This is a genomic window from Halomonas sp. TP35, assembly GCF_052375975.1.
Taxonomy (GTDB): Bacteria; Pseudomonadota; Gammaproteobacteria; order Pseudomonadales; family Halomonadaceae; genus Vreelandella; species Vreelandella citrativorans.
The window spans coordinates 47510-72023 of the sequence record NZ_JBQSUZ010000017.1 but is presented as its reverse complement, the minus strand read 5'-3'; the positions used below and the strand labels follow the sequence as shown (position 1 = coordinate 72023).

Below are 24514 nucleotides of genomic sequence, written 5' to 3'. Positions count from 1 at the left end.
ACCGAAGGGCGCTGCCCGTTCGATGTGGGGCGTATTCTACCCACTTTTCCTGATGGGTCAACAACTTTTTGCAATTACTTTAAGCACTAGCGCATTCATACAAGAAGCCAAGTAAATAGGCCTTATACACTAGCCAGCCTAATATTTGACCACATCAAGGCGGGCCAGCAGTTCTTGGCGCCTGGGTTCGGTTGTAAAGGCTTCTTTTATCGCATTACGGTTAAGAATCAGGAAAGCCTCTTCATCCCAACCGAATGATTGAGCACAAGCGATGTGATTAGCCAATAGACCACCACCAAAGTAAGCCGGATCATCCGAGCTAATCGTCACATTAAGCCCTTTATCAAGAAGGGCTGGCAGAGGATGATGGGTTAAGCTATCAACCACATTTAAGCTTACGTTGGATAAGGGGCATACGGTCAGCACGGTTTGCTTTTGATATAGACGCTCCACCGCCTCGTCACTCTCTAGACAGCGGATACCATGATCAATGCGGCACACATCAAGCAAATCCAATGCCTCAATGACATAGGAGGCCGGCCCCTCCTCTCCTGCATGAGCCACCCGAGCCAAGCCCAACTCTTGGGCGCGCTTAAAAACGGCAACGAATTTTGAGGGTGGATGGTCGCGCTCAGCACTATCCAAACCAATTGCGTCAAGCTCACTCCAGTAAGGCGCTGCCTGCTCCAGCACTTGAAGTGCCTCCTCGGCAGGCCGGTCACGCAAAAAGGCCATGATCATTCCGACACTTAAATCCAGAGACTGCTCGGCCTCTTGCTTGGCACGCAGTAACCCGGACATGACCACGTCCAGAGAAACGCCGCGCTGTAGATGTGCCTGAGGATCAAAATGTATATCGATATGAACGACACCCTCACTACTAGCACGCTTGAAATAATCCATCGCCAAGTCATAAAAATCCTGCTCATGACGAAGAACGCTCATGCCCTGGAAATAGAGATTCAAGAAACCTTGTAGATCTTTAAACCGATAGGCTGCCTTGGCCTCCTCGACAGAGGAATAAGGTAATTCGATACCGTTTCGCTCTGCCAGAGCAAACATAAGCTCTGGCTCCAGCGAACCTTCAATATGCAAGTGAAGCTCAACCTTAGGAAGGTTACGTAAAAAATCCTGCATCATTTTTCCTTAACGCCCAACTCAAGCGATTACTTACCTGGGCTGAGCTTCCCGGCACTTAAGTGCCAGTGATGGGTTATCTGTCGCGTTAGCAAGCTACCCACTTCATGATGAACAAAGAAGATGGTGGTGCGCCCGACTAACCAGCGAGAAAGCGTGTTGGCTACTATTACGGCTGTATCATGATCAATCGCCGCAAAAGGCTCGTCTAAAATAACCACCGAAGGGTTCATGAGCAACAGCCGAGCCAGCGCCACACGCCGCGCCTGCCCACCAGACAATTGCTGCCCTCGCTCACCTACGGGTGTTTGCAACTGGCCCGGAAGAGATTGAGCCCAACCATCGAGCGCTACTGCTTTCAGCACGTCCCAAAGCGCTTCATCATCAGCATCAGGATTCCCCAGGCGTAGATTCTCTTCCAAAGAAGCATCGAAAAGGTCTACCTGCTGGGTTAACAAAGCAATGCGCTGCGAACGCTCCTGCTCTGGCACAGCAGTAGGCACGCAGCCTCCTACATTAACCACACCTTTAGAAGGAGCAAGCCGTCCCGTCAAAAGCGCCGCCAGGGTACTTTTACCCGCACCTGAGCGCCCGGTAATGATAGCCCACTCCCCCGCTGCCAAATGAAATGAAACACTATCAAGCGCTGGCATCAGGCTAGAAGGATAACAATGCCTGACTTTCTGCAACTCAAGGTCAAGCTGTTGGCCGGAAAATGACTGGTGTTGACTCTGCTGGCACTCGGGCCCAAGTGCATTTAAACGCTCTGCTGCAGCAGCACTGCCCCCCAAGCGAGCGAAAGCACCCGGAAGCGGTACAAAAACCTCATTCACACCTAGAACCACCAACAGCAACATCACCAGAATAGGCCCGGTTATTACCCCACTCGCCACCAGCACGCCACCCAGCCATACAACGCTTAACAGCAACAACCCGGTAATAACGCTAATGAGGCTATTACCCATAGCAACGCTTCGGCCAAGGCGCCGTTGATTATCAAGCGCTGCCTCTTCGTGCGCCTCCACATGCTGACGGTGCCACGCAGCGCTGCGATAGGCAATTAACTCAGCTGAGGCCTGCAACTGATCAACGACTAAACGCCGTAACCCTTCCTGGTCAGCCACTTGGCGATGACTGTGTGCATACCCCAAGCGCGCCATGCCATAGGTAACACTCGCCCACAGAACCAGCAGAACCACGCCGACCCACAGCGCTAAAGCAGGCAACCAAATAGCAATAAAGAGGGTTAAACCCACAATAACTACCAAGCTAACCAGTGGTGGCATCAGCAAACGAAGATAAAGATTGTCGAGAGCATCTATATCAGCGGTTAAACGCCCCAGCCAGTCACTGACACGCTCGCGCCGCAACGCCGCCTCATCCAATCGCATAAGCTGACCAAACACGCGGTAGCGTAAATCTGCCAGAAGGCGAAGCACTGTATCGTGATTATAGAGACGTTCTATATAGCGGGCGACGGTACGTAATAGCGCAAAGAAGCGTATTCCTCCGCCTGGCACATACACATCCAACTGAACAGGTAAGCCAAGCAAAAAAGCGATACCCGCTAATGCACATGCGGTAATAAACCATCCAGAAAGGCCCAGCAGTGAAAGCCCAGCAGTAAGCGTTAAGCAAATAAGGAGCGCGCCGATCGCGAGCCGCCTTCGACGCTTCATCATTAACGCCACCCAGGGTGACAATGCCTGGTGCGCTTGGGACAGCTCACTTTTTTGTGAGGACGCATTAGGTTCCATCACGCACCTCCTTTAAACGGCCGTCCTGCATATAAAAGTGGAGCTGAGCCGCCCTGATCGCAGCCGGGTGATGCGTTGCCAGAATCATCGTACGCCCCTGTGCAGCCCATGCTAACAATGCACTAATAACGAACGCTTCGGTTTCAGCATCCTGGCTTGCGGTGGGCTCATCGAGCAGGATTAAATCAGCATCACTTAGATAAATACGTGCCAACGCCAGCCGCTGGGCCTGACCACCCGACAACCCTACTCCGCGCTCTCCTATCATGGTATCCAAACCATCAGGCAATTGGTTTAGAAGCTCCTCCAGACCAGCTTGGTGAAGCGCTGAAAGCATTGCGGGAGTATCGGCATCAGGGTTTGCCAGCCGCAAGTTATCCGCCAAAGTGCCATGTAACAGGCCCGGCTGCTGGTCCAGCCACGCGTAACGCGGCTGAGCTAACTGAAGCGTGCCGCTTGATGGCGTCAAAAAACCGGCCAATAACGCCAACAGTGTCGACTTCCCGCTCCCGGATGGACCACTAATCGCAATGACACTGCCTTTTTTGATCGTCAGATCCATTGGCCCTAACACCCGACCGCGGATCGGGTAGTCAACGCTGACATTTTGCAGCACTGCAATGTCGTTATCAGTTGCAGGCTCATCAAACGTACTTCGCTGTATGCTCGACTCATTCAGCACCGTTACCAGGCTTTCTGCGGCACCTAAAGCAGTAGCACGATCATGGTAGTGCTGTGACAAGGTGCGTAACGGCTGGAAAAACTCAGGAGCGAGCAGCAATACGGCTAAGCCCGTAAAGAGCGTTAAAGAGGGTGCAGGCCCGTATTCAATATATCCCAGTAAGCCAAACCCTACGTATATCGCCACTACGGCAATGGCTACCGAAGCGAAAAACTCGAGCACTGCAGAAGATAAAAAAGCCAAGCGCAGCGTTCGCATGCTTAAACGACGGTAATCATCTGTTGCCCACCACACTTCCTGATGAGCACTCGCCGTGCGGCCAAATAGCTGAAGCGTCGACATTCCACGAACACGATCAAGAAAGTGGGCGGAGAGCCGTGCAACCGCTGCAAACTGATCCCGATTTATACGCTCAGCTCCCATACCTACTAGTGCCATGAATAGCGGGATGATTGGCGCAGAAAGCAACAAGAAGAGAGCGACGACATAATCCAGTCGTAGCACCACCAATAGAATCAGTAGCGGTAAGAGCGATGTAATTCTTAGCTGCGTATAGAAGCGAGAAAAATAGCCATCCAGTGCCTCTATATTTTCTACCGCCTGCGTCGCCAAGGCGCCGCTTTGATGATAAGCCAACCACACAGGACCCAATGTCCAGCATTTATCCAGCAGTTGACGTCGAGCGTACTGACGAATGCGCAGGCTAGCCTCCAGGCTTATTACCTCTTGCCCCCAAAGACATAGCCCTCGTCCAAGCACGCACAGCGCCAGCCCTATTAATACGTTTAAAAGCGGATAAGGCGCTTGCTGATGAACAACCAATTGTTCCACTATCCAAGCCAATCCCACTACAATAATAACCGTTTGAACCCCAGCTAAAATGCCAAGAAAAGCGGCGAGATTTAATCTTCGCCGCTCTAAAGTTGCCAGCATTTTTAACCAGGAGCGCGCGGTTAACGACTGCTCCGTCATCTGATTGCCTCTGGCTTAATGATAACCTTCACCTACGCGCACCTTGCCGCGAAATACCCAATACGTCCACGCGGTATACATCAGGATAAAGGGGATAACAAACAGCACACCAATCAACAAGAAAAGCTGTGACTCAGGTGCTGACGCCGCATCCCACAAGGTGTAGTTAGGCGGCACAATCATCGGCCATTGGCTCACGATCAAGCCCAGATAGGTAAATACATAAATACCGATAGTCGCAAGGAAGGGATAGCTCTCACGGCGCTGCTTTACCGAGCGGTATACAAGAAAGGCGAAGAAGAGCGCTAGCACTGGAAAAATCCAGATCAAGTGCAGATGACCAAACCAGCGATCCCAAACAAACGGATTCACGAAAGGCGTCCAGATACTAACAATAGCAAAAACCAATAGCACCATGGCCAGCAGTATAGGCGTGATTTTATACGCCCAATCCTGTACGTACCCTTCAGATTTTAAAATCAGCCAAGTTGAACCTAAAAGCGCATAACCTGCCATAAGCCCCAAACCTGTTACCACCGTAAACGGCGTTAACCAATCAAAGGCACCCCCGGTATAAACAAAGTCTTCGGTTTGAAAGCCCTGAATATACGCACCGACCACAACGCCTTGAGCAAATGCAGCAATCGCAGAGCCCCAGGCAAAGGACCGATTCCACCACCGGCGATTACGGTGCGACTTGAAGCGGAATTCGAACGAAATGCCGCGAAAAATCAGCCCCGCCAGCATCAAGAAAACACCGATATAGAGTGCCGGTAAGAAAATCGAGTAAACCAAGGGAAAAGCCGCTAACAAGCCAGCCCCTCCCAGGACCAGCCAAGTTTCGTTACCGTCCCAGACCGGTGCCACAGAGTTCATCATGACATCACGAGCCTCTTCATCAGGCGCAAAGGGAAATAGAATCCCCAAACCAAGATCAAAGCCATCCATCAATACATACATGATGACGCCGAACCCGATAATGCCAGCCCAAATAATCGACAGATCAAACATTTCCATGGTTAGCTCCTCGCCGGGTCAATGTCATCATCAAAAGGGGTATGGGCGGCAGAGAGTGGCCGCTTGGGACGGTTAGCATCTCCATTAACGTGCGCCTGTTCTTGCTCAGGCAACATGCCGTTGCGAACTACCCGGGTTAGATAGTAAATACCAGCATAAAAAACCACCGCATATACCAGCACATACCCAATAAGCGTAAACAGCGCCATCCAACCTGTTAGCGAAGGTGTCACACCCTCTGCATGAGACATGATGTTGTATACCAGCCAAGGGGACCGACCTACTTCGGTCACGATCCAGCCAGCCAGAACCGCAATGAAGGGTAAAGAAATCATGCCGACCAATGTTTTCAAAAACAGCTGGCTCTCATAAATACGTTGGTTGCGCCGCAAGAATAAGCCTACAAAGGAAACAGCAATCATTATTAAGGCAATGCCAACCATTACCCGAAATGCCCAAAATACGATGGCAACAGGAGGCTGGTCTTCAGGTGGCACGGCAGTAAGCCCTGGAACTTCACCATGCATCGAATGGGTAAGTATGATACTGGCCACGTTAGGAATGCCAATCTCATAAAGATTTCTCTGCGCCTCTTGGTCCGGCAGCGCAAACAAGAGCAATGGCACGCTGGTAGATGTTTCCCAGTTCCCCTCCATTGCTGCGACCTTCGTTGGCTGATATTTGAGCGTATTCAACCCGTGGGAGTCGCCCACATACGCCTGAAGAGGCGTCAGGAAAAGCAGCAACCACAAGCACATGGAAAGCGCACGACGGTTAGCCTCTGGGTCTCTTCCACGCAACAAAAACCAGGCGCTAACGCCTGCCACGACAAACCCGCCGGTGATAAAGGAAGCTACAGCCATGTGTGCAAAGCGATGAGGGAAGGAAGGATTGAAAATCGCATCAAACCAGGAAATCACATGAAAACGATTATCGATCAACTCAACGCCTGCCGGTGTATGCATCCAACTGTTTGCCGCCAGGATCCAGAACGCTGAAATAAAGGTGCCCAGCGCCACCAAGGCAGCCGCCATCAAATGGATACCCTGTGGCACTTTTCCACGGCCAAACAGCAATATGCCAAGGAAGGCAGCCTCAAGGAAGAAGGCTGTCACGACTTCATAACTGAGCAAGGGACCTATAAAATTGGAGGTCGCCAGAGAGAAATTACTCCAGTTCGTACCGAACTGAAACGACATCACGATTCCCGACACCACCCCCATGCCAAAAACCACGGCAAATACTTTTGTCCAGAACAGTGCTAAACGGTCCCATGCAGGATTTTGCGTCTTAAAAAAAAGTGCTTGTAAAAGCGCAATATAAGAGGCTAACCCAATGGTGAAAACCGGAAAGATAGTGTGAAAACAGATAACAAACGCGAATTGTATTCGCGACAGCATTAAGGGATCGAGTTCCATTGCACGCTCCTAACCTGAATTAATACCCCAGTTTTGTTAACGCAAGCTTAGCTGAAACTTAAAGATTCAGCCTTTAATTATAAGCATCTAGCCTGTTTTTTTTATTTATATTGCCATCTTACTGGCTTACATCTCACTATACACCGGTCTATCTTTCGCAAAGCGTGTCGCATTGACGCACATCAAATAATGCCAATTATTCATTAAGATAATACGACAACGCTTATCATATATCCGGTATATGCAATAAAAAGAGTAAAAAGCACAGCGCCTTCGAGGCGATTAATTCGACGCGGACGTCCTTTCCAGGAAAATGCGAAAAGAACCATTAGCAGGGTCATGCAGGTCATAATACTCCAATCACGCACCAGCACTTCCCGCCCAGCATCAATAGGTGCAATAACCCCCGCAAGCCCCACTACAGCAAGGCTATTAAACAAGTTAGAACCAACAACGTTACCCAGCACCATATCGTGCTCTTTACGGCGCAGCGCACTAATCGAAGAAGCAAGCTCGGGCAGTGAGGTACCAACGGCTACGACGGTTAGCCCGATAATCAAGTCACTCACGCCAAAACGTTGCGCAATTTCTACCGCTCCCCAAACCAACATACGCGAGCTTGCAACCAAAAACACCAAACCAACCAACGTCCACATAATCGCTTTACCTCGCGACATGGGGTTACTGTCCAGCGTCTCAGCGACTTCCTCAACCAGCGCGTCGTCCTTTTGCTTTTTTGAACGAAAGATGCTTACGCCGATAAATATGACGAGGGCCACCAATAAAAGAGCCGCTTCCCAGCGAGACACCCAACCATCCCAGAGCATAATCCCAGTGATCAGTGTGACCAGTATTAAAATCGGCATCTCTTTGCGGATAACGCTGGAGTGCACAGCTAACGGTGCAATGAGTGCAACAAAACCCAATACCAAGCCAATATTGGCAATATTGGAACCATAGGCATTCCCTACTGCAAGCCCGGGATTCCCCTGCAAGGCTGCCAATACTGACACCATCATCTCAGGGGCTGAGGTACCGAACCCAATGACCAACATACCAATCAATAAAGGCGAAAGACCGAGCCAACGTGACGTTGCAGCTGCGCCATCAATAAATTTCTCAGCACTCCAGATGAGCAACACCAGTCCCATCGCTACAGCTACAAGTGGAAGCAACATTTTATTTCCTTATGGCAGAATATTAGGCACTATCGCGGCTGCATCCTTGACTAACCCTCCAGTCAGGTCAAGCATCGGGTTATGCCAGCATGGATCTATTTGGGTTTGATATAAAAAAGGCCTGGTGTTCATTCGGTTTACATCGCATTCGCAGTGAGAGTGTCCCCTTTGCCCCACTTCCGTTTATTAAAGCATTCCTCGCTTTCCGTTAATGCGCCTCTAGTGGATCGGCAACCACCTGAGTCTCGCGTTCAGCGTCGACGTTTACGCGCCTGCCATGAGTGCGACTGGGTATCCGCGCTGCCACCATTACGCTCGGGCGAAAAGGCCAGCTGTCCGCGCTGCTCACATGTACTCGTAAAACGCCACCGCTACCCCGCTCAGCGCAGTATGGCACTTGCCATTGCGGCATTAATTGCATTAATCGTGGCTATTTCGTTTCCGTTTGTAAGCTTCAGCGTTAGTGGCGTCGGTAATCGCATAGAGCTGTCACAAACGGCCACCACGTTAATTGCCTTTCACCAACCGGTCGTGGCCATTATCGTCATCATGACCATCGCTGTGCTGCCAACCCTTTATCTGCTTAGCGTTATTTGGCTGCAGCTGGGGCTTTTACACGGCAAGCCACTCGCCTATAGTCGCGACATAGCCCGCTCACTTGCCCACTTGACGCCCTGGATGATGGCGGATGTCTTTATTATAGGAGCGCTGGTAAGCCTGATTAAAATAGCCGGTATGGCGCAAATTGAGCTGGGCATCTCCTTCTGGGGTTTTTGCATCTTTGCGGTACTTTTATTAATGACCATCCAGTCCATTGATGCCGACTGGATGTGGTTTTCCCTCGAAGGAGAACCCTTGGCGCCAGAGGGCACCCAAACAGGAGCAACCGCCGCTAGCCAGCGCCTAACAGGATGTCCAACCTGTGGGCTTGTCAATTCACTCACCCCAGGACATAAATCTCGCTGCATTCGATGTCATGAGAAACTTCACTCCCGACTACCCTATAGCTTACAACGCACCTGGGCACTGCTAGGCGCAGCGACTATCATGTATATCCCTGCGAATGTTTACCCTATTATGACCACGACGAGCCTGGGGCATAGCAGCTCTTCCACCATCATAGGAGGGGTCGTTGAACTGATTCAGATGGGCTCATGGCCAGTCGCCACCGTTATTTTCGTTGCCAGTATTATTGTGCCTGTCGGTAAACTGCTGGCGCTTTCATGGCTATGTACTGTCGTTCGAGGCAACAGCCAACCCAATACCATAAGCCGCACACGGCTTTATCGCATTACCGAATTTATCGGACGATGGTCGATGGTTGATGTTTTTGTAGTGGCTATTCTGGTTGCCTTGATACGCGCTGGCTCACTTATGTCGATCACACCAGGTCCTGCCGCGCTAGCGTTTGGCTCGGTCGTGGTATTGACAATGCTAGCCGCTATGACGTTTGACCCCCGCTTAATATGGGATGCTCCTACCAAGGCAGCGTCCACATCAAATAATAGCCACTCTGGGAGCCATTAATGGGTAACGACACCCCCATAGCTAACAAGCAAGAGCCTGACATGAACAAAGCCAGGCCTTCGCCGCAATCACGTATCTCCCCTATTTGGATTGTGCCTTTTGTAGCTATCATTATTGGGTTATGGCTGGTGTACGATAATTACACCAGCCGCGGCACACTTATCACATTAACCATGAACAACGCCGAAGGTATCGAAGCGGGAAATACCTCAATCCGCAGCCGCAACGTTGAAATCGGCCTCGTGCAAAGTGTCCAGCTCTCTGAAGACCTAGGCAGCGCTGTGATTACAGCACGCATTCAGCCTCAGGCGGAAACCTTGTTGCGTGAAGATAGCCTCTTTTGGGTGGTAAAGCCTCGTATCGGGCGTGAAGGGATTAGCGGCCTGGGCACCGTACTCTCTGGCGCTTATATACAGCTTGAGCCAGGAAGCTCTGAAGAACAGCGGCGTGACTTTCCGGTAAGCGACGTCCCCCCCGTCGCCACTGCCGGAATGGCCGGTCTCAATATCAATCTCGTTAGTCAACTCGGCAATTCGTTGCGTGTCGGCGACCCGGTTTCCTACCAGGGCTATACGGTGGGCCGCGTTGAAGAAGCAAGCTTCGACCCTGAATCACGCACCATGCATCACCAGGTATTTATCGAAGAGCCCTATGCGCTACTGGTGACCGACAGCACCCGCTTCTGGTCTTCAAGCGGCATTGACCTACGCCTTGATTCAAACGGCTTTCGCGTCAACGTTGAATCACTTGAAACCCTGTTAGGAGGAGGCGTCACGTTTGGGGTGCCCGAAGACTTGCCAATGGGACGTCCTGTAGAAGCGGGCGCCAGCTTTAATCTGTACGGGGATGAGGATGATGCCCGCGAAGGTACCTTCAATCAGTACCTTGAATACGTTCTGTTAGTCGATGACACCGTTCGCGGCCTTTCACGCGGTGCGCCCGTCGAGTTCCGAGGTGTTCGCATAGGCACCGTGGCCGCTGTCCCTTGGAACTTTACATCACCACAACCGAGCTCACGCGCAAGCTTCGCCATCCCCGTACTCATTCGCCTTGAGCCCCAGCGGCTTGGCATCGAGAATTCGGATATTGATTTGGAAGTGTGGGAAGAACGCTTTAACCGCATGTTTACGCTTGGCCTTCGTGCGTCGCTTAAAAACGGTAACCTGCTAACCGGCGCTTTATTTGTGGACCTAAACTTTCAGCGAGACACCGAAGAGGACTACATCGCGTCGACCTTCTCTGGCCGCACGGTTTTCCCCACGGTGTCGGGTGGTTTTTCCCAAATCCAATCCCAAATTACCGATCTACTCGACAAGCTGAACGCGCTTGAAGTGGAGCCCTTACTGGCGGGCCTGGACAGTAGCTTACAAGCCTCTGAAAGCATGCTTAATGAAGTCCGTGGTGTCAGCGAGTCGCTCAATCAGCTTTTAAGCGACCCTGAAACTCGTGCAGTAGGCGGCAACCTCAATGCTACGCTTAATGAGCTTCAAAGCACGCTTCAGGGCGTGTCGCCTTCCTCGCCGGCTTACCAGGATCTGACGTCGGCTATCGAGCGCCTGGATCGATTAATGCGCGATCTTCAACCACTAACCCGCACACTGAACGATAATCCGCGGGCGCTGCTGTTTGATAATCTGGATACTCAAGATCCTATACCGCGTGCACCGCGCTAAACAGGGGACTATTATGCGTATACTCGTTTTAAAATCCTTATTGCTAATGTCCCTATCGCTCATACTGTCTGCTTGCGCAAGTAGTGTGACGCCCCCGGCGCGTTACATGCTACCCAGTAACGGGCTGGCCAATACACCAAGTAGCCCCCAAGGCACGCTACAGCTGCGCTCGCCACGCCTTGCTCACTATCTCGACGTCGATGGCATCGTCATGCAACTGGATGACATTACGTTGAACCAGGCGCGAGAGCACCAATGGGCTGAAAGCATCGACCGACAGCTTGCACGCAGTTTACGGACACAGTTGTCGCAAGAGCTACCGCTTATTCGCGTAGTCCGTGATGACAGCAGCCAACCTGAAGCGCTCACCCTGCGGCTTGATGTTGATCGATTTCAAGGCCGCTACGATGGTTTAGCGGTTGTGGCCGGGCAATGGCAGCTACGCAGCCCAAGTGATGAACTGTTGGCCATGAAGAGCTTTTCTGCGCAAACGGTACTGGATGAGGACGGCTACCCCGCACTAGTACGTGCCCTAAACGCTAGCTGGGAGGATGTTGCGAGACAAATTGCCGACCAGATACGTCAGGGTAACTATTTCAATTAGCCGGTTTAAGCGGGATGAAATAACCAAGGCGCTTTAGAACCCGCCAACCAATCACCACAAGTATGCCCGTCTGAGGCAATCTTCATGTTACACTGACGGGTATATTTTGGGTGTTGCGATAGCGTAACACCCACAGTCTAATGCCCGTCTCTTCCATACTGACCACTTTTTTTCGTTATGGTCATACGTGGCTAATCAACGATCATCGCGACCTGGCAAACTTTGCTACCGCGACGATAACCATTCTCGCCTTTTGAAAAATTACGCCTAGCAACAACGCTTTTAAGCAGCTGTTGCCTTGTTAGGTGGCTGCGGAGAACGCATGAGCTTTTCTGAACTTGGTCTGCAAGAAGATTTATTACGCGCTATTACGGCGCAAGGTTATACCCAGCCTACTCCGATCCAATTAAAGGCCATTCCTGTCGTTTTAGAAGGTCGCGACTTGCTCGCAAGCGCCCAAACGGGCACGGGCAAAACGGCCGGCTTTACCCTACCCATGCTACAGCGTCTTTCCGGTGGAAAGCGCCCAGGCAAGCGCCAGGTGCGTGCGCTGGTGTTGACGCCTACTCGTGAGCTTGCTGCTCAGGTAGGCGAAAGTGTATCCACCTATGGCAAGCACGTCTCTTTACGCTCGCACACTATTTTTGGTGGTGTAGGCCAACAGCCTCAGGTCGATGCACTTAAAGCAGGCCTGGACGTACTGATTGCCACCCCTGGCCGCCTGCTGGACCTTCAGCAGCAGGGCCACGTTGATCTTTCAGCCGTCGAAATTCTAGTGCTTGATGAAGCCGACCGTATGTTGGATATGGGCTTTATTCACGATATTAAACGTGTGCTACGCTTGGTGCCCAAACAGCGCCAAAACCTGCTATTTTCCGCCACGTTTTCGAATGAAATTCAGACGCTGGCGCAGCAATTGCTCAATAACCCCGCCCTTATTGAAGTGGCTCCACGCAACACAACCGCCGAGAAAATTCTTCAGGCGGTTTATCGCGTAGACCGCGAAAAAAAGCGCGAGCTGTTGGCACATTTGATTCAGCGCCACGGCTGGTTCCAAGTGTTGGTTTTCACCCGTACCAAACACGGCGCCAACCGACTTGCCGAACAGCTTTCAAAACAGGATATCCCTGCCATGGCTATTCATGGCAACAAAAGCCAGGGTGCTCGCACCCGCGCGCTGGGGGCTTTTAAAAGCGGTGACTTACAAGTATTAGTCGCGACGGATATCGCCGCACGTGGACTGGATATTAGCGAGCTTCCCCACGTGGTTAATTTCGACCTACCCAATGTGGCGGAAGACTACGTACACCGCATTGGCCGGACAGGCCGAGCGGGTAGCAATGGTGAAGCGGTGTCACTGGTGTGTGTGGACGAGCATGGTTTGCTGGGCAATATCGAGCGGCTGATCAAGCAAAACCTACCCAAACATATAGAACCGGGTTTTGAGCCAGACCCCACTATCAAACCAGAGCCCATTGAGAATGGTCGCCGCCAGCGCCAACCTCAAGCACGGCGCAAACCGACTAGCGATAATGGAAATGCCAGTGGCGAACGCCGTCGGCGCGCACGCCGCTAGCCTGCTAACAAGGAATATGCGAAGGTTATGCCCTCGCATATTCCACTACGTTGGCTACTACATTATCAGGGAGCGATCATGTCATCTTCTCAACTTATTAATGAATATCGGCAGTGGCTCAGTTTTCAGCGCCAAGAACAGCTTAGTCGTGAACACCAGGGAATCGCGCAACGCTTGGAAGATGCACGCGCCTCTTCAAAGCAAGTCATACAAGCCTATCGCAGCATGGCGGAGAAAGCCGCTAACGAAGGCGCTTGCTACCGGACGCTGTTCCTACGCGAGCGTGACGATAATGTAGCGCTACCTTGCGAAGGCTGGCTGTTTATTCGCCGTGTACTCAGCGAAGAAAACAGCACCCGCGTGCGCGCCACGCTAATCGAAACCTTTACCTTGGAAGATGGCATTCTGGCACCAGGTGATAAACCTGCTCTGAAAGTGACACTTGAGATTTTCGATAAGCTGGATATCAATCAAGGTATGCGCACTAGCGTCCGTGTGGACTCCATGGAAACACCACAGGATTATCACTTCATTACGCTACTGGATGCAGTCCGCGGCGATTTACGCCCTTATCTTAAGTAGGCTGCACTGATGTTATCTCGACGTTCCGTTACCTTTATTTTACTGATGGTTGTGGTGGGGCTAAATTTACGCCCCGCCCTCTCCTCAGTGGCCCCCTTGCTTACGCGTCTTCAGGAAGCTGCCGGGCTTTCACCCGCGGCTGCGGGCGTACTGACAACACTCCCCGTGCTGTTTTTAGGTTTGGCTGCTCCTATTGCGCCGCTTTTAGCAAAACGGCTAGGCAGCGAGCGGGCGCTTAGTGCTGCGCTATTACTGTTGGCTGCAGGTTTGATTCTGCGCGGTTTACCGTTGCCCGGCGTCCTATTTATAGGCTCAGCAATGGCGGGCGCCGCCATAGGCATTAGCGGCACTTTACTGCCCGCACTGGTGAAACGCGAGCTACCCGAAAGTGCTGATCTTTTGACTGGCCTCTACACGATGGCGCTCTGTCTGGGTGGTGCGTTGGGGGCGGGACTTAGCGTGCCGCTGACAGAGTGGCTGGGCAGTTGGCAGGCAAGTTTGATGAGCTGGTCGTTACTGGCGCTGTTTGCTCTTATTCTCTGGCAATGCCAAATGCCCTCGACTATCTCTCATGGTATGCCTCAGCCGCCATCTTCGGGGCTTCTTAAACTTTTACGCAAACCGCTCACGTGGCAAGTCATGCTGTTCATGGGCATTCAATCATCCATGGCATATATCGTTTTTGGGTGGCTGCCAACGCTGCTTGTCGATCGTGGCTATGATGAGGCCAGCGCGGGTTGGACAATGGCTATTTCGATCATGTGTCAACTCGTTTCAGCACTGGGGGCGCCCTGGCTTGCCCGCATGGGGTCAGACCAGCGTCCGGCGCTCTTGCTCGTACTGTTTAGTACGGCCCTAGGGCTTTGGCTGCTACTTATAGCGCCCTTAGCCTGGAAATGGCCTGGCGCCATCTTGTTAGGCCTTGGCCAAGGCGGCAGTTTTAGTCTGGCCCTTAGCCTGCTGGTATTAAGAACGGCGACATCACGCCTTGCAGGACAACTTTCCGGTTTGGTACAAGGCGGAGGATATACCATTGCCGCTATTGGGCCTTTTAGTGTCGGCTTGCTGCTCCAATCCGGCGTTCATGCTGACCAGATTGCCTGGCTTTTGATCTTGTTGGTTGGTGTTTGCTGTGGATTCGCCCTGTTGGCTGGCCGCACGCGCCAGCTGGACGATCAAAGCGGCAAGCTTCAGGTTCACCGCTACTAACCTGCACTGGAATCAAACAGGAGTTCTAGTGCTTGGCCTTCAAATATTTACGCCAGGAAATCCGTGATGAGTAGCTTCTCTCCTTTAACCGCAACGGCTCCCACCCACGAACGCATTTTGGTTATTTATACGGGCGGCACCATCGGCATGCAGCAAGGTGCCAATGGGCTGACGCCCGGTGCGAACTTTACCCAACGTATGGCGACCGCGTTTGGCAAGCTCCCCATTGCCCAACAGCAATCGCTTCCTGCTTATGATGTTATTAGTTATACCACGCTGATTGATTCCAGCGCGGCGACCCCACTTCAGTGGCAGCAGTTAGCTAGCGACATCGCCACCCGGTTAACGGATTACCGGGGGTTTGTCGTGATTCATGGTACCGATACGCTTAGCTGGACGGCCGCCAGCCTTGCCTATCAATTGCAAGGCGTAGAGCGCCCCGTCGTTGTAACCGGCGCAATGCGCCCCTTGGAAGCACCAAACAGCGACGCCCTTGATAATATTCATGGCGCGCTGCGATTTGCGGCAAACGCCGAGCTTCAGGAAGTCGCTATTTATTTTGCAAACCGGTTAATGCGTGGCGTACGAGCTATAAAGCTGCACAGCGACGCACTAACAGCCTTCACCTCTCAAGGTTATCCGCTACTTGGTGAGCGAGTAGGCAATGACTTTGTTTACTATCCAAGCCGTGGGCTTGCCTTTCTACAGCGTGGCGCGCCACGCTTTGAACTCCCCGGCTACCAAGGGTTGGATAAAGGCGAAGTGGTTCGTATCGCGCTCTGGCCCGGTTTGGCCGCTTGGCAACTGGAAGCCTGGCTTGGAGATTCACGCGTTAAAGGCGCTGTTATCCAGCTTTGGGGAGCGGGCAATCTGCCTAACGATCCAGCCTTATTGAGTGTATTGGCTAGCGCAGCCGGTGAGGGAAAATTGCTAGCGGCGATAAGCCTTTGCCCTGAAGGCAGCGTTCATATGGGAGCGTACGCTGCGGGCGAGGGGTTAACAGATGCAGGCGTGCTCTCAGGCGATGCCATGACACCAGAAGCCACCTTTACCAAACTGGTCCATCTTTTGGCTCAACCGCTTGATGTAGAGACACAGCGGCAACGCTTCCTCGCTTCATTAGTCGGCGAACGCTAATAACCGTGGTGATATCCATAATCTACGCTATGTTTAATCAATGCTAACCAATTGGCGGAGCGCGTAATTATGGAAAAACCGGTACATCTTTTTAGTGATCTTTTCGAACAACTGGGCCTGCTATCAGACGCTGAGTCGATTGAAGTTTTCATCAAGCGCCATCGCCCTTTACCCAAGGAGATGGTGCTTTCCGATGCGCCCTGTTGGAATGAAGGCCAAGCGGAATTTCTTCGTGAAGCCATTGAAGACGACGCTGATTGGGCAGAGCTAGTCGACCGGTTGGATGCCGCCATGCACCATGGAAGCTAACGCGCTGGCGCCGCTTTCGAGCGGCGCCTGACCCAAGCACCGGCAAGCAATAGTACCGTAAGAGCAACAAGCGGTAGCAGCACCTCAAACTGAAGTGCATTTTCTTCCTCTAACGCTTCAAGCGCCCCATAAATAGCGCTGCTGTATACGCCCCACTTAATCGATAGGCCTAGCGTTGCCGCAAGAAGAAAAATCGGCAGTGGAACACGGCTTAGCCCAGCTGCAAAATTGATCACCGCGTGAGGAAAACCCGGCAAGACACGAAGTGCGCACTGGGTTAATAAATCTCCCCTGTCCTGAAGCGTTTGCATGACCTTTAGGGTTAGCCCTTTGGGCTGCCATGCGGTACGGGTACGTGCCGCTAACTGATGGCCACCAAACGCGCCCGCCACGCTCCCAAGTGTCAGCATAATGGTGGCAACTATAGGTGGGTAAAAGGGTGCGATTAGCCAAAAGCCAATACTCCCGGGCAACCCTGCGGCCAGGGTAACGGCCATAAGAACAACCACCCCAACCACTACTGCAGGATGATGCGTCCATTCGTCAACGGTATGCCTGACCGCCATTAAATCCGGCGAGTGCCAAAACCACACACACGCCAGTACGGCTATAATGCCAACGGCTATCGCCAAACGCCACACAAGACGAAAGGCATTACGCATTCAGCCTGGCCTCAACACGCTCAAGAATTTGCCGGCTCACTTTACCTACGAGCGGTTTCGCTGCTTTATTAACGGCTTTTTCCATAAAGCGATTATGAATTTCATAACCAAGCGTGAGCGATACTTCCGTTCCTTCTGGCACTTCACTCAGCCGGTAGCGCCCCTGATTTTTCACCCCATCAAGCGACTCCCAAGCCAGCGTGTGGGGTGCTTGGATCTCAGTCACTTCCACATCAAATGCCCAGTCCATACCTACTGCACGAACATGCCAACGATAGCGATCGTCCCCCAATACATCAATGGAACGTATTAAATCAGAATAATCAGCAAAATCTTCCACGCGGCGCAATAACTCAAATACGCGCTCAGGTGATGCTTTAACAATTTCACTGTGCTCTATGGTGGCCATGATTCCCTCGAACCGCTGAAAACTAACTGTTAACCGCTAAGCTACCCGTAAACCGAAGCACCCTCTGTAACCGCTGGAAACGATAAGCTTAGCAAAACAATGAGCGTAGCATGCTGCTCAATTTATCGGGAATGACGAATAAAGAGAGACGATCATTCAGACTACGGCTGGTCAGATACGTTCTCATTGCGTAAACTGCCGCCCTCCCGGACCGGACCCCGGCACTCCGTGCAGCCTTATCGCGCACGAAAAATTCTCCGACAGCGAGCACTATTTTATGTCCAGTACGTCTTCTCTCCCTCCTGCGTCACCGACAGCGACCGTGGTTATCTATTCCGGCGGCATGGACTCCTATACGGTGCTTCACCGCGCACTGCGTGAAGGGCTGGAGGTCCACGCGCTATCTTTTGACTATGGCCAACGTCACGCGCGCGAGTTGGATGTGGCCACGCAGGTGTGCCGGCAGTTGGGCATTCCTCACCAGGTGGTCGATATTCGAGCCATTCACGGTTTGATCGACAATTCTGCGCTGACCAACGCCGACCAAGCCATGCCGACGGGTGACTACGCAGATGATAATTTGCGTGCCACTGTCGTTCCCAATCGCAATATGATTTTACTGTCTCTGGCGATTGCCAAAGCGGTCAACATAGGCGCTGAGCGCGTGGATTATGGCGCCCATGGCGGTGACCATGTTTTATACCCGGATTGTCGTCCCGAGTTTGTCGATGCCATGAACCACGTGGCGGGCATTGCCAACTTTGAGCACGTTACGCTGCACGCCCCTTACCTACACTCATCAAAAGCGGATATTTTACGCGATGGCTTATCCATGGGGCTTGATTACCAGCATACCTGGACCTGCTATGAGGGCCGCGCATTAGCGTGTGGTCAGTGCGGCAGCTGCCGAGAGCGCTTGGGCGCCTTTGCCGCTAACAATGCCCTTGACCCCTTGGCTTACGATGCGACAGCTCAGGTGAACCGCTGATGTATCACGTTAAAGAAGCCTTTTACACGCTACAGGGCGAAGGCGCACAAGCAGGTCGTGCCAGCATTTTTTGCCGTTTTAGCGGCTGTAATTTGTGGTCAGGCCGTGAAGTGGATCGCGCTCATGCAAAATGTACCTTTTGCGATACCGATTTTATCGGCACTGACGGACAAAACGGCGGGCGATTCGCGACAGCGGCCGAGCTGGCTGCGCATATTAATGCGCTCTGGCCAAAAGGTAGCGCGAATGCCACCCCTTATGTGGTGTTTACCGGCGGTGAGCCGCTGCTCCAACTGGATACACCGTTAATTGACAAGCTACACCAGCAGGGCTTTGAAGTAGCCGTTGAAACGAACGGTACGTTGCTTCCCCCTCCCGGTATTGATTGGTTGTGCGTTAGCCCTAAAGGTAGTAATCCTTTGGCCATTACTCAGGGAAATGAATTAAAACTTGTTTATCCGCAGGCTAATGCTCTGCCTCCTGCATTTGAAGACCTTGCGTTTACTCACTTCTTTTTGCAGCCCATGGATGTAAGCCCGTTAGGGCTGCAGTCCGACACCATCGCTCAGGCAACGGATTACTGTATGGCTAACCCACAGTGGCGCCTTACGCTTCAAATTCACAAAATCGCAGGGTTTGACTAATGGCTTTATTTGTAAATCAGTTAACCCATATGGATGTCTCTGTTTGGTGCCCAACGCGCGGACTCATCGGCTGCAGCTGGCAAGTAGATGCGCTCCTTGAAGGCGCCTTGGGTGAAGACGGCATGCTATTTGATTTTGGCGAGGTAAAGCCCTGGATCAAACACACCCTGGACAGCGGTCTCGACCATACGCTTCTGGTGCCCACGCAGGCACCCGGTGTAAGCATTACTGATTGCGAGGAAGGCCTCTGCGTTCGCACCGAAACACCTTACCCCATGGAAGTACGTGGGCCTGCCGAAGCCTTTAGCCTGCTTCCCTGGGCATCTATTACGCTTGAACAGGTAGCGGCGTATTTAAGTGGCGAGTTGACCGCGCAGCGCCCCGTCAACGTTGACCGTGTCACGCTAACGTTAAGTGATGAAGCTACGACCGGAGCAGCCTATGGCTATAGCCATGGCCTTAAACGGCACCAGGGCAACTGCCAACGTATTGCCCACGGCCACCGCTCCAGGCTCTCTGTTTGGCAATCGGGCACGCGCCAACCTGAGCTGGAAGCTCGCTGGGCACACTGGCTGGATAACCGCTACCTACTTGAGCAAGCGGATATTGAACACCAGGACGATGTGTTCTTGACCTGTCGTTACCAGGCAGCCCAGGGAGACTTCGCCATTCGCCTGCCAACAGACCGCTGCGCGGTATTACCAGGCCCCACTACCGTAGAGAATATCGCCATCTGGCTGGCACGTAGCATCGCCGATGAAAGCGGCCACGCAACACATGTTCAAGCATTCGAGGGGATTAACAAAGGCGCCTTTGCGGAATTTACGCCATGAGTGAGGCAGGCATTATCGTTAAGCAAAGCGAAGGCTGCCGAGCGGGTTGTGGGGCGTGCTGTATAGCGCCATCCATCAGCTCACCGATTCCTGGGATGCCTCAAGGCAAGCCTGCCGGGGTTCGCTGCATTCAGCTGGATGAGCAGAATCTATGTCGGCTTTTTGGCGATACAAGCCGCCCCGCCGTATGCGCCAACTTTAACTTTGATGCCAGCGTTTGTGGCGAGCACCGTGATCAGGCACTCGCCACCCTTGCGCACCTCGAAACAGAAACTGGATACCCCTAACCTTCTACGCCCGCAGGCTGGGTCAAACGACGATCCAGCAGGCTCACCCAACGTACCAGCACCGGCGCATCACTATGACTAACATCATTCAGCAAATGCCGGAACGCCTCTTTGGCGTTAAGGTCGCCCGGCTCAATGTGCATCAACCATAACTCAAGGGCCGCCAGCTCCTGGTGGCGGTTCCCATTTTCTCGGGACTGGCTGATGGCCATCTCGGCAAGCGCCCTAACCTCGTTCGCTGGATGTCCAAGCTGGTGCCGAACGCTCGCCAACAGCGTCGCTAGCTCAGGCAAAAACAGCGTAGTACGCTCACGGGCGATCACAAGGCATTGATCCAAATAGTCTTCTGCGACATCAAGCTCACCCAGCTCAATACAGGCATCGATATACCATAATGAGGGGCGCTGGTAGCGGTCGCTCCCTTTAAGCTCGGTCATCCGCTCAAGGCTTTCGCGTATTTGTGCAAGCCCCCCTTGATCACCTGCCAATGCGCGCTGCCATCCCAACACCGCCTGGGCCGAGATTTGCCATAATTGCAAGTCGGGCGTGACGGTCATGGCTGCCGCCCTCTCCGCCTGGCGCGCCGCCAAGTGCACATGCCCTAACTGACGATAGAGTGAAGCCGCGAATAACAGCGACATTGCCAGCGTGCCTGGATGGCCAATTTTTTCCGCCAACCGAAGCGCTGCCGATACTTGCCGCTCTGCACGCTGATAGTCGCCCCGTAAACAGAGCGCCCAGCCTTGAAAACACGCTGCCGTTACCTGCGGGTGATCAGAGAACGGTAACCACTCAATCATCATTTGCGCATTGAACGGATCAATTTCATCCAGATGATCGTGGGCCTGCTGGATACGCCCTGCCCAGTACTCGCATTGAGCGCGTGCATAATCCGCTAAACGGCGATAGCGCGGGTCTTCCAGTCGCTCCGCGATATCCGCAAGCGTCGAGGCAAGCGCAAACGCATCGGCATGCGCATAGCGCTGGCTGCGCCCTACCCAGAGCCCCCACTTAACCAGAAAGACCTGCTCAAGCTCTTCAGGGTCATCCAACATATCGCTGCCGGACTCACGCAGTAGCTCTCGGGCGCGAACAAAACTTTCATGAGCGATGGGTGAGCCGTGTCCTTCCAAGGAAAATGCGGCCTGCCCACGTACCGTAAGCAGGCTAACCTCGCGCTCTATCTCATGCTCAACATGGCGCAAGCTTGCCAACCCTGCGTCGGCCATCCGCAACGCCGTTCGGTTAGCACTGACCTTTAGCGCCTCGCGAGCAGAAAGCTCAAAATAGCGTGCGCCGCGCGCGTAATGACCGCTTCTACGCAAGTGCGCAGCAAAGTCGCCAGGATGGCGACTAATCCACATGGGGAAACGCTCTTCAATTAGCGTGACGACCTGCTGATGCAGTTTGACGCGTACATCGCGCGGGCAGGAGAGATAGGCAGCTTCCTGAAGAAGCTGATGGCTAAACTGGTACTCTTGCTCACCGACTTCTTTATTAACGGGCTCAATGATCTCGAGCTGACGCATATGCTCGAGCGCTTGCGTTAGTCGAGCGGGCTCCCAGCCACTGCACTCCAGCAAAAAATCCAGCCGGAAACGTTTGCCAAGTACTGCCGCCACGTGGGCAATAATGCGGTCGGCCTCCAACTGATCAATACGGCTGGCTAGCAAGCCCAGCAACCCCTTCGGCAGCTCATCAAATTGGACACTACGTCCTTCGCGACGGTCCATGTCCAGGCGTCGGCAAATTTCCTGCATGTAAAGCGGCACGCCATCGCACCGCTCTATGATCTGGTTACGCAGCCGGGGGCTTAAATGTATGCGGTAGCGGCGTGACAGCTGTGAAAGCAGGCGTGACGATTGCTGGACATCCAACTTGCCCAAATTGATCTGCTGGTCCCAGTGAAGCTTAACCGGTAAGGGTTCACGTCCATGGTGACTGGCAATCAGCATAAACGCCGTATTGATAGGCAAGCGCGCCTGAAGGCCTGCCAGCACTTTAAAGGAGGGTTCATCAACCCATTGAAGATCATCAATCATTAGCGCCAGCGTACGTTCACTGGATTGCTGCTCAATCAAGCGATGTAACAACTGTACGACCAGCTCCGCCGCCTCGCCATTTTGCGCAAGCTGCGCCACCTCTTGAACGTCCCTAACCCCAAGCGCTTCTTCAAGTAGGTGCTGTCGGCTCTTTTCTAAAAGACCCAAGCCCAGCGTTGTTTGCATGGCATGCAAGGTATCCAGTGCAGGTGGCGCATTTAGATGCCAGGCCACCAGGCTGCGGGCAATGCCGTAAGGTTCAAGTACAGATAATCGCGTCGTTGGCTGCCAACAAATCGCGGCATCGCGACTTAATTCAAGCTGACGAAAGCCCACCATGAGCGCAGATTTCCCCATGCCCGAAGCACCTCGGACAAGCACGCTTTGGCGCAGCCCAATTCCCGCCCGCGCCAAGGCATCGCGGAGCGTACGCAGCGCGGCCTCACGCCCGACTAAACTCGGCGGTAGCGCATCACGCCCCCCTTCATTTTGACCCAAGACCAGCGCGCGCAGGCGAATACGCCCATCGCTTGCCACCAGCCGAGACACCAGGCGTGGCTGTAGATCAAGCGCGGGGGGCATGTGCTGGCTGGCCTCCTGAGAGATGACCAGCTCACTGCCCTCTGCCGCACTCATTAGCTCCAAGGCAACTTGCGTCACCTGACCAAGAGGGTCCGCTAGCTGACGCTCTGCCAAATAGACGACCCGCCCGCTATTTAAACCGGCGGCAAGCTCAAAGGCGGGCGGCTCACCTTCCCTGTCCCAATGACGCGCCGACTCTTGCGGCAGCGCATGTTGACAGTGTTCGTAAAGCGCTACCAGCTCCGCAAGCTGGTGTGCGGGCCCATGTGTACCAAAACAGGCGAGCCCGAGTCCTCCGGTTGCCCCAGGTAACCAGAATCCCCCCAGATGATGACACTGCTGCTCTAACCAACGCAGTAACTCCAGCTGCAAGGCCAGACAGCTACGCACTGCTGCACGCTCCTGCCAGTCGCCCTTCAAGCGCAGCCGAATAGCCATCACGGAGAGCTGGCGCAGCTCGATTTCATCGTCGCGTAGCGGCTTGCTGTCCGCTGCCAATACGCGCGAAAAAGCGCCCTGAGGGGACATAGCACGAGGATCATGCGGCCCATCCGACCAATAGCTTGCGAGCTGTAAAAAACTGGGCTCAGGCTGCTGCCCCGAAAGTGCTAATAACTGTAAATAACCATTGTATTGCTCGTGAGCAGCAGCGATTTGGTTCTGCTCGGCAAGCTGGCGCACCAAGCGCTCATGAAAAGGTGCGTAACCAGAAAAGCGGCTTACCAAGCCTTCAAGCATTACATCTGGCGCATCCTCATGGGCTTCCAGGACCTGCTCAGCAAAGCGAATGACACGCTGACGCCATTCGTTGCGCACTTGTACGAACCACCGCTGAAATTCGCTACAGTTGGTTAGCTGGAGCTCCTCAACGAGGTCTCCCTGATAGCAGGTCAGCACCGCTTCGAGCGTTGCTAATTCGCGGGGGCCTTCCAGCAGTTGCTGCAGTTCATGTAAATCGATGCGCCAAGTCGATGGCAGGTTAAAAGCGATGGTTTGGCGCGACACATTCAAGACTTGATCAGCGTTATCCCCGAGCGAATGACGCAGGCAGTGCAGGGCATGGCGCAAGTTAGTCCTGCCTGATGAAAGCCCCTGGTCAGGCCATAACAGCTCGGCGAGCACCGCACGGTTCACCGGCTGGCGGTGAAGCAGTAAGTAGACTAACAGCGCTTTGACTTTGTCATAGCTAAAGTGGGTTAGTACACCATCCCCCTGAGAGAGGGAAAAATGACCAAAGAGGATTAGCTGATCAGACTCACGAGTATCGCGCATGCTACATATCCTGCCTG

Annotated in this window: 21 protein-coding genes; 12 read left to right on the top strand and 9 right to left on the bottom strand. The window is 53.1% G+C overall.

The features are described from left to right. Positions 1 to 138: 138 nt before the first annotated feature. The 6 genes from ACT3RU_RS15700 to ACT3RU_RS15675 form a co-directional block, all read right to left on the bottom strand. Entirely contained in the window at positions 139 to 1137 is a 999-nt protein-coding gene (locus tag ACT3RU_RS15700; protein ID WP_192528286.1) for an adenosine deaminase, read from the bottom strand. A 29-nt stretch (positions 1138 to 1166) separates the two neighbouring features. Further along, complete coding sequence (gene cydC / locus ACT3RU_RS15695) at positions 1167 to 2894, bottom strand: thiol reductant ABC exporter subunit CydC (RefSeq protein ID WP_192528287.1); 1728 nt, start codon at positions 2892 to 2894, stop codon at positions 1167 to 1169. Beyond that, positions 2884 to 4548 (bottom strand): thiol reductant ABC exporter subunit CydD, encoded by a 1665-nt coding sequence (gene cydD / locus ACT3RU_RS15690; protein WP_192528288.1) that lies wholly within the window; start codon positions 4546 to 4548, stop codon positions 2884 to 2886. The genes cydC and cydD overlap by 11 nt, the downstream gene beginning before the upstream one ends. A gap of 15 nt (positions 4549 to 4563) precedes the next feature. Further along, positions 4564 to 5565 carry a cytochrome d ubiquinol oxidase subunit II gene (cydB, locus tag ACT3RU_RS15685; RefSeq protein WP_192528289.1) on the bottom strand — a complete coding sequence of 334 codons (1002 nt, stop codon included), beginning with the start codon at positions 5563 to 5565 and terminating at the stop codon, positions 4564 to 4566. 2 nt (positions 5566 to 5567) lie between these two features. Next, positions 5568 to 6983, bottom strand: coding sequence for a cytochrome ubiquinol oxidase subunit I (locus tag ACT3RU_RS15680; protein ID WP_192528290.1), 1416 nt, complete (start codon positions 6981 to 6983; stop codon positions 5568 to 5570). 203 nt (positions 6984 to 7186) lie between these two features. Continuing rightward, positions 7187 to 8161: a calcium/sodium antiporter gene (locus tag ACT3RU_RS15675; protein ID WP_087107318.1), complete on the bottom strand. Its 975-nt coding sequence runs from the start codon at positions 8159 to 8161 to the stop codon at positions 7187 to 7189. 222 nt (positions 8162 to 8383) lie between these two features. Here ACT3RU_RS15675 and ACT3RU_RS15670 point away from each other — a divergent pair, with 222 nt between their 5' ends. The 8 genes from ACT3RU_RS15670 to ACT3RU_RS15635 all read left to right on the top strand — a co-directional run bounded on the left by ACT3RU_RS15670 (position 8384) and on the right by ACT3RU_RS15635 (position 16778). Continuing rightward, the gene (locus ACT3RU_RS15670; RefSeq protein ID WP_318779704.1) at positions 8384 to 9688 is read left to right on the top strand and encodes a PqiA/YebS family transporter subunit; all 1305 of its coding nucleotides are present in this window, start codon (positions 8384 to 8386) and stop codon (positions 9686 to 9688) included. Next, entirely contained in the window at positions 9688 to 11361 is a 1674-nt protein-coding gene (pqiB, locus tag ACT3RU_RS15665; protein ID WP_192528291.1) for an intermembrane transport protein PqiB, read from the top strand. Before ACT3RU_RS15670 ends, pqiB begins: the two co-directional genes overlap by 1 nt. A 106-nt stretch (positions 11362 to 11467) precedes the next feature. Beyond that, positions 11468 to 11965 (top strand): PqiC family protein, encoded by a 498-nt coding sequence (locus ACT3RU_RS15660; protein ID WP_318779705.1) that lies wholly within the window; start codon positions 11468 to 11470, stop codon positions 11963 to 11965. Between the two features lie 322 nt (positions 11966 to 12287). Further along, positions 12288 to 13541, top strand: coding sequence for a DEAD/DEAH box helicase (locus ACT3RU_RS15655; RefSeq protein WP_192528293.1), 1254 nt, complete (start codon positions 12288 to 12290; stop codon positions 13539 to 13541). Positions 13542 to 13619: 78 nt separating this feature from the next. Further along, positions 13620 to 14123, top strand: a complete 504-nt coding sequence (locus ACT3RU_RS15650) for a hypothetical protein (RefSeq protein WP_192528294.1) — start codon at positions 13620 to 13622, stop codon at positions 14121 to 14123. 9 nt (positions 14124 to 14132) lie between these two features. Continuing rightward, complete coding sequence (locus ACT3RU_RS15645; RefSeq protein ID WP_087107331.1) at positions 14133 to 15332, top strand: MFS transporter; 1200 nt, start codon at positions 14133 to 14135, stop codon at positions 15330 to 15332. A gap of 66 nt (positions 15333 to 15398) precedes the next feature. Then, the gene (locus ACT3RU_RS15640; RefSeq protein ID WP_192528295.1) at positions 15399 to 16469 is read left to right on the top strand and encodes an asparaginase; all 1071 of its coding nucleotides are present in this window, start codon (positions 15399 to 15401) and stop codon (positions 16467 to 16469) included. A gap of 69 nt (positions 16470 to 16538) precedes the next feature. Beyond that, entirely contained in the window at positions 16539 to 16778 is a 240-nt protein-coding gene (locus ACT3RU_RS15635) for a DUF2789 domain-containing protein (protein ID WP_087107336.1), read from the top strand. Here ACT3RU_RS15635 and ACT3RU_RS15630 read toward each other — a convergent pair. Continuing rightward, complete coding sequence (locus ACT3RU_RS15630) at positions 16775 to 17440, bottom strand: VTT domain-containing protein (protein ID WP_192528296.1); 666 nt, start codon at positions 17438 to 17440, stop codon at positions 16775 to 16777. The two genes, ACT3RU_RS15635 and ACT3RU_RS15630, sit on opposite strands and share 4 nt — an antisense overlap. Next, entirely contained in the window at positions 17433 to 17849 is a 417-nt protein-coding gene (locus tag ACT3RU_RS15625; protein WP_192528297.1) for an SRPBCC family protein, read from the bottom strand. Before ACT3RU_RS15625 ends, ACT3RU_RS15630 begins: the two co-directional genes overlap by 8 nt. 277 nt (positions 17850 to 18126) lie before the next feature. On the opposite strand from ACT3RU_RS15625, the gene queC reads away from it, so the two are divergent. Genes queC through ACT3RU_RS15605 form a run of 4 tightly spaced genes read left to right on the top strand, consistent with a single transcriptional unit; the run spans position 18127 to position 20601 of the window. Beyond that, on the top strand, positions 18127 to 18837 hold the full coding sequence (gene queC, locus ACT3RU_RS15620) for a 7-cyano-7-deazaguanine synthase QueC (protein WP_087107341.1): 711 nt from the start codon (positions 18127 to 18129) through the stop codon (positions 18835 to 18837). After that, entirely contained in the window at positions 18837 to 19481 is a 645-nt protein-coding gene (gene queE, locus ACT3RU_RS15615) for a 7-carboxy-7-deazaguanine synthase (RefSeq protein WP_192528298.1), read from the top strand. The genes queC and queE overlap by 1 nt, the downstream gene beginning before the upstream one ends. Next, complete coding sequence (locus ACT3RU_RS15610; RefSeq protein WP_192528299.1) at positions 19481 to 20314, top strand: 6-carboxytetrahydropterin synthase; 834 nt, start codon at positions 19481 to 19483, stop codon at positions 20312 to 20314. The genes queE and ACT3RU_RS15610 overlap by 1 nt, the downstream gene beginning before the upstream one ends. Continuing rightward, a complete protein-coding gene (locus ACT3RU_RS15605; RefSeq protein WP_192528300.1) occupies positions 20311 to 20601 on the top strand; it encodes a YkgJ family cysteine cluster protein in 291 nt (96 codons plus the stop codon). The genes ACT3RU_RS15610 and ACT3RU_RS15605 overlap by 4 nt, the downstream gene beginning before the upstream one ends. On the opposite strand, the gene ACT3RU_RS15600 is transcribed toward ACT3RU_RS15605, so the two are convergent. Further along, positions 20598 to 24497, bottom strand: a complete 3900-nt coding sequence (locus tag ACT3RU_RS15600; protein ID WP_192528301.1) for an ATP-binding protein — start codon at positions 24495 to 24497, stop codon at positions 20598 to 20600. The genes ACT3RU_RS15605 and ACT3RU_RS15600 overlap by 4 nt on opposite strands. Between the last annotated feature and the right edge of the window lie 17 nt (positions 24498 to 24514).

Coding starts and splice junctions, on each gene's coding strand:
- ACT3RU_RS15700 (WP_192528286.1), bottom strand. CDS start 1,137: ATGCAGGATTTTTTACGTAACCTTCCTAAGGTTGAGCTTCACTTGCAT.
- cydC (WP_192528287.1), bottom strand. CDS start 2,894: ATGGAACCTAATGCGTCCTCACAAAAAAGTGAGCTGTCCCAAGCGCAC.
- cydD (WP_192528288.1), bottom strand. CDS start 4,548: ATGACGGAGCAGTCGTTAACCGCGCGCTCCTGGTTAAAAATGCTGGCA.
- cydB (WP_192528289.1), bottom strand. CDS start 5,565: ATGGAAATGTTTGATCTGTCGATTATTTGGGCTGGCATTATCGGGTTC.
- ACT3RU_RS15680 (WP_192528290.1), bottom strand. CDS start 6,983: ATGGAACTCGATCCCTTAATGCTGTCGCGAATACAATTCGCGTTTGTT.
- ACT3RU_RS15675 (WP_087107318.1), bottom strand. CDS start 8,161: ATGTTGCTTCCACTTGTAGCTGTAGCGATGGGACTGGTGTTGCTCATC.
- pqiB (WP_192528291.1), top strand. CDS start 9,688: ATGGGTAACGACACCCCCATAGCTAACAAGCAAGAGCCTGACATGAAC.
- ACT3RU_RS15660 (WP_318779705.1), top strand. CDS start 11,468: ATGCTACCCAGTAACGGGCTGGCCAATACACCAAGTAGCCCCCAAGGC.
- ACT3RU_RS15655 (WP_192528293.1), top strand. CDS start 12,288: ATGAGCTTTTCTGAACTTGGTCTGCAAGAAGATTTATTACGCGCTATT.
- ACT3RU_RS15650 (WP_192528294.1), top strand. CDS start 13,620: ATGTCATCTTCTCAACTTATTAATGAATATCGGCAGTGGCTCAGTTTT.
- ACT3RU_RS15645 (WP_087107331.1), top strand. CDS start 14,133: ATGTTATCTCGACGTTCCGTTACCTTTATTTTACTGATGGTTGTGGTG.
- ACT3RU_RS15640 (WP_192528295.1), top strand. CDS start 15,399: ATGAGTAGCTTCTCTCCTTTAACCGCAACGGCTCCCACCCACGAACGC.
- ACT3RU_RS15635 (WP_087107336.1), top strand. CDS start 16,539: ATGGAAAAACCGGTACATCTTTTTAGTGATCTTTTCGAACAACTGGGC.
- ACT3RU_RS15630 (WP_192528296.1), bottom strand. CDS start 17,440: ATGCGTAATGCCTTTCGTCTTGTGTGGCGTTTGGCGATAGCCGTTGGC.
- ACT3RU_RS15625 (WP_192528297.1), bottom strand. CDS start 17,849: ATGGCCACCATAGAGCACAGTGAAATTGTTAAAGCATCACCTGAGCGC.
- queC (WP_087107341.1), top strand. CDS start 18,127: ATGTCCAGTACGTCTTCTCTCCCTCCTGCGTCACCGACAGCGACCGTG.
- queE (WP_192528298.1), top strand. CDS start 18,837: ATGTATCACGTTAAAGAAGCCTTTTACACGCTACAGGGCGAAGGCGCA.
- ACT3RU_RS15610 (WP_192528299.1), top strand. CDS start 19,481: ATGGCTTTATTTGTAAATCAGTTAACCCATATGGATGTCTCTGTTTGG.
- ACT3RU_RS15605 (WP_192528300.1), top strand. CDS start 20,311: ATGAGTGAGGCAGGCATTATCGTTAAGCAAAGCGAAGGCTGCCGAGCG.
- ACT3RU_RS15600 (WP_192528301.1), bottom strand. CDS start 24,497: ATGCGCGATACTCGTGAGTCTGATCAGCTAATCCTCTTTGGTCATTTT.